The 3362-nt window shown below is 62.9% G+C and carries 5 protein-coding genes; all 5 read left to right on the plus strand.

The features are described from left to right. On the plus strand, window positions 1–591 hold a 591-nt coding region (locus tag EN984_RS27515; protein ID WP_127384098.1), incomplete at its 5' end, for a metal-dependent hydrolase. Window positions 592–615: 24 nt separating this feature from the next. Further along, the gene (locus EN984_RS27520; RefSeq protein WP_127271676.1) at window positions 616–1032 is read left to right on the plus strand and encodes a hypothetical protein; all 417 of its coding nucleotides are present in this window, start codon (window positions 616–618) and stop codon (window positions 1030–1032) included. A gap of 118 nt (window positions 1033–1150) precedes the next feature. Continuing rightward, window positions 1151–1438 (plus strand): Asp-tRNA(Asn)/Glu-tRNA(Gln) amidotransferase subunit GatC, encoded by a 288-nt coding sequence (gene gatC, locus EN984_RS27525; protein WP_127272494.1) that lies wholly within the window; start codon window positions 1151–1153, stop codon window positions 1436–1438. A gap of 8 nt (window positions 1439–1446) precedes the next feature. Continuing rightward, a complete protein-coding gene (locus EN984_RS27530) occupies window positions 1447–1902 on the plus strand; it encodes a GNAT family N-acetyltransferase (RefSeq protein WP_127271852.1) in 456 nt (151 codons plus the stop codon). After that, window positions 1902–3362 (plus strand): amidase family protein (locus tag EN984_RS27535; RefSeq protein WP_127384099.1); only part of this gene is annotated, 1461 nt, incomplete at its 3' end. The genes EN984_RS27530 and EN984_RS27535, both read left to right, overlap by 1 nt.

Raw genomic sequence — 3362 nt, forward strand, 5'->3', positions numbered from 1 at the left:
GCGGAGGGAATCACGCATGTACTGCTGACGCATGGCCACAGCGACCACATCAGCGGCGCGCTGGAAGTGCTTGGCAAAAGCGGCGCCCAGCTAGTCGCCAATTTCGAGATCTGCATGTACCTGGTCGGCAAGGGCGCCAGCGACAAGAAGATCAACCCGGGCAACATCGGCGGCACCGTCGATTGCGGCGGCTTCACCACCACTTTCGTCCAGGCGCTGCATTCATCCTCGTTCCCCGGCGAAGGTGGCCAGAACACCTATCTCGGCAATCCGGGCGGCCTCGTCCTGCATTTCCCGGAAGACAGGACGCTCTACCACATGGGCGACACCGACATCTTTTCCGACATGGCGCTGATCAACGAGCTGCACGAGCCGAAGATCGGCCTGGTGCCGATCGGCGACCGCTTCACCATGGGCGGCGCGGTGGCGGCACTTGCCTGCCGGCGCTTCTTCAAATTCGACACCGTGGTTCCCTGTCATTTCGGCACCTTTCCGATGATCGATCCGACCGCCGACAAGTTCGAGGCCGGCCTGGAAGGATCCGGCATCAAGGTGGCTTTGCCCAAGATTGGCGAGACGATTACGATTTAGAAGCAGCCAAAATGGAATAAAACCATGGCTTTGAGGCAATCTTTTTGCGTTTCCATACTGGTCGCGGCGTCGCCCGCGCTCGCTGCGGATGATTTCATCGAAGGCATCTACCTTCAGTCCGAGGAGCTTTGCAAACAGGCCAAGAAGGGCACGCTGCAAACGCTGATCGACGCCGGCAACATCGTGCTTTCGGCGTACGGCCTGCAAAGCGTCGAATACAATTGCGAGTTTCTGCAGATCAGCAAGGCGACGGCTTCGCCGAGCTGGGCGGTGACGGCCATCTGCCAGGAACCGGGTTATGTCTTTCCCGACGTTCTCTCGGTGACGCAAATGAACGCGAAGCAGATCGATCTCGTGTCGGTTCGGCCCGTCGACGACGAAAGCGAAGCAAGCGGCAACAGCGGCAGCTACTATCTGTGCGAGGGCGTTGCCCTGCCATAGACGTATTCTGAGAGCCGACGAGCGGGCCGCCGCCACAGCCTGGCCTCTCGCACGATGCATGTTGCGCAGCGCGCGCGGCGCCGCTATAGCCCGAACTGGTTTTCCCCGAGGCAAAAACATGTCCGTAGATCTTCAGACAGTGAAGCGCGTCGCGCATCTCGCCCGCATCGCGGTGAGCGAAGAGGATGCCGAACGGATGACCGGCGAGCTGAACGCCATTCTGGGCTTCGTCGAGCAGCTGAACGAGGTCGATGTTTCCGGTGTCGAGCCAATGACCTCGGTGACGCCGATGGACATGAAGAAGCGCAGCGATGTCGTCACCGACGGCGGCAAGGCGGCCGACATCGTCGTCAACGCGCCGGCGACCGAAGAGAATTTCTTCCTCGTGCCGAAGGTCGTGGAGTAAGTCCGCCGATGGCAATCGAGATCGCCATTGAGACGCCGCTCCAGGACGACCTGCGCGGGCTGGTCACCGAACTCAACGAGACCTTGCTCGAACTGACGCCGCCGGAGCATTGCTACCATTTGACGGTTGAGCAGATGGCCGGTCAGGACACGACGGTTTTCATCGCCCGCGATAAAGGCCTGGCCATCGGCTGCGGCGCGCTGAAGCGTCATGACGGCGCCATTGGCGAGGTCAAGCGCATGTATATCAGGCCGTCGCATCGCGGCCAGAAGATCGGCGCGAAAATCGTTGAGCGGGTCGAGGCGCTGGCGCGCAACGAGGGACTGAAGCGACTGGTGCTGGAGACGGGCGATCGTCATCCCGCGGCGTGGACAGTCTACGAACGCGCCGGGTTTTCGCGTTGCGGCCCGGTGCTGGATTATCCCGATTCTGAGTGGTCGGTGTTTTACGAAAAGAGCCTTTGATGAGCGACCTGACCCAGCTGACGATTTCACAGGCCCGCGCCAAGCTGCGCGGCAAGGAAATCACCGCGACCGAGATCACCGAGGCCTATCTCGGCGCTATCGAGCGCGCCAATCCGGCGCTCAATGCCTATGTCGCCGTGACCGGCGACAAGGCGCGCGACATGGCCAAGGCGTCCGACGCCAGGCTGGTCAAGGGCGAGGGCGGTGCGCTGGAAGGCATTCCGTTGGGGATCAAGGACCTGTTCGGCACCGAAGGCGTCCACACGCAGGCTTGCAGCCATGTGCTCGACGGGTTCAAGCCGCGCTACGAATCGACCGTTACGTCAAATCTGTGGGCCGACGGCGCCGTTATGCTCGGCAAGCTCAACATGGACGAGTTCGCCATGGGTTCGTCCAACGAGACGTCCTACTATGGTCCGGTCATCAATCCGTGGCGGCGCTCGCGCCTCGATACTGCGGTGATGCCGACGACGCATCAGGGCGATGGCGGCTTCGTCTCGGCCGGCGGCACGAGGGCCGTGCGCAGCCTGGACAATGCGCAGTTGGTGCCGGGTGGCTCTTCCGGCGGGTCGGCCACGGCAGTCTCCGCCTTCCTGTGCGCCGGCGCGACCGCGACGGACACTGGCGGCTCGATCCGCCAGCCGGCCGCCTTCACCGGGACGGTCGGCATCAAGCCGACCTATGGCCGCTGCTCGCGCTGGGGTATCGTCGCGTTCGCCTCGTCGCTCGACCAGGCCGGCCCGATCGCGCGCGACGTGCGCGATGCCGCGATCCTGTTGAAGTCGATGGCATCAGTCGATCCGAAGGACACGACGTCGGTCGACCGGCCAGTGCCGGATTATGAGGCGGTGATCGGCAAGCCCATCAAGGGCATGAAGGTCGGCATTCCCAGGGAATACCGCGTCGACGGCATGCCCGAAGAGATCGAAGCGCTGTGGCAGAAGGGCATTGCCTGGCTGAAGGACGCCGGCGCTGAGATCGTTGACATTTCCCTGCCGCATACGAAGTACGCGCTGCCTGCCTACTATATCGTGGCGCCCGCCGAGGCTTCGTCCAACCTCGCCCGCTATGATGGCGTCCGCTACGGATTGCGCGTGCCGGGCAAGGATATCGTCGACATGTATGAGAAGACCCGCGCCGCCGGTTTCGGCCGCGAGGTCAAGCGCCGCATCATGATCGGCACCTATGTGCTGTCGGCCGGCTATTACGACGCCTACTATCTGCAGGCGCAGAAGGTGCGCAATCTGATCAAGCGGGATTTCGAGACGGTCTTCGCCGCCGGCGTCGATGTCATCCTGACCCCGGCAACGCCTTCCGCCGCCTTCGGCGTCGCCGATGAGGACATGGCTGCCGATCCGGTCAAGATGTACCTCAATGACATCTTCACCGTCACGGTGAACATGGCCGGCCTGCCGGGCATCGCCGTACCCGCCGGGCTCGACGCCAAGGGCCTGCCGCTC

Source organism: Mesorhizobium sp. M7A.F.Ca.CA.004.12.1.1 (genome assembly GCF_003997835.1).
Lineage (GTDB): Bacteria > Pseudomonadota > Alphaproteobacteria > Rhizobiales > Rhizobiaceae > Mesorhizobium.

Bases quoted from the DNA above. Each gene is read 5' to 3' on its own strand.
- EN984_RS27520 (WP_127271676.1), top strand. From the start codon at position 616: ATGGCTTTGAGGCAATCTTTTTGCGTTTCCATACTGGTCGCGGCGTCG.
- gatC (WP_127272494.1), top strand. From the start codon at position 1,151: ATGTCCGTAGATCTTCAGACAGTGAAGCGCGTCGCGCATCTCGCCCGC.
- EN984_RS27530 (WP_127271852.1), top strand. From the start codon at position 1,447: ATGGCAATCGAGATCGCCATTGAGACGCCGCTCCAGGACGACCTGCGC.